Origin of the sequence: Martinezella lusitana, assembly GCF_010668395.1 — a bacterium.
GTDB classification, from domain to species: domain Bacteria; phylum Pseudomonadota; class Alphaproteobacteria; order Rhizobiales; family Rhizobiaceae; genus Rhizobium; species Rhizobium lusitanum_A.
The window spans coordinates 1-381 of the sequence record NZ_WUEY01000105.1 but is presented as its reverse complement, the minus strand read 5'-3'; the positions used below and the strand labels follow the sequence as shown (position 1 = coordinate 381).

The window sequence follows — 381 nt, the reverse complement described above, 5'->3', positions numbered from 1 at the left end:
GGTGTAGCCGTCGTCCCGCTGGCCGGTGCGCTGGCGGTCTAGGCGGTAGAGCGAGGCCGTCAGGTCCACCGAGGAAGTGGCGGCCCAGGTCAGGCCGGCCGAATGCACGCGCTGCACCGTGCGGGCGGTGGCCGAGGTGTCGGCCTCGCTGCGCGCGGTGTTCAGGGCCACGCGCACGCTGCCCCACTGGTAGGCGGCTCCCAGCGTGGCGGCCTCCAGCTCCAGCTGCGTGGCGGTCTTGAAGCGCTGGTAGGCGCCCGAGACGGCCCAGGGGCCCGCGGCGTAGGCCAGGCCCGCGCCCGTGGAGGCCTGCGCGGAGGCGCGGCCCGCGTTCTCGCCGAAGGCGTGCATCGCACGCGCCGTGACGGGACCGAACCGGCC

General features: G+C 76.1%; 1 protein-coding gene. It reads right to left on the bottom strand.

Features of this window, described 5'->3' with window-relative positions:
- On the bottom strand, nt 1-381 hold a 381-nt coding region (locus GR212_RS36730), incomplete at both ends, for a porin (RefSeq protein WP_163995052.1).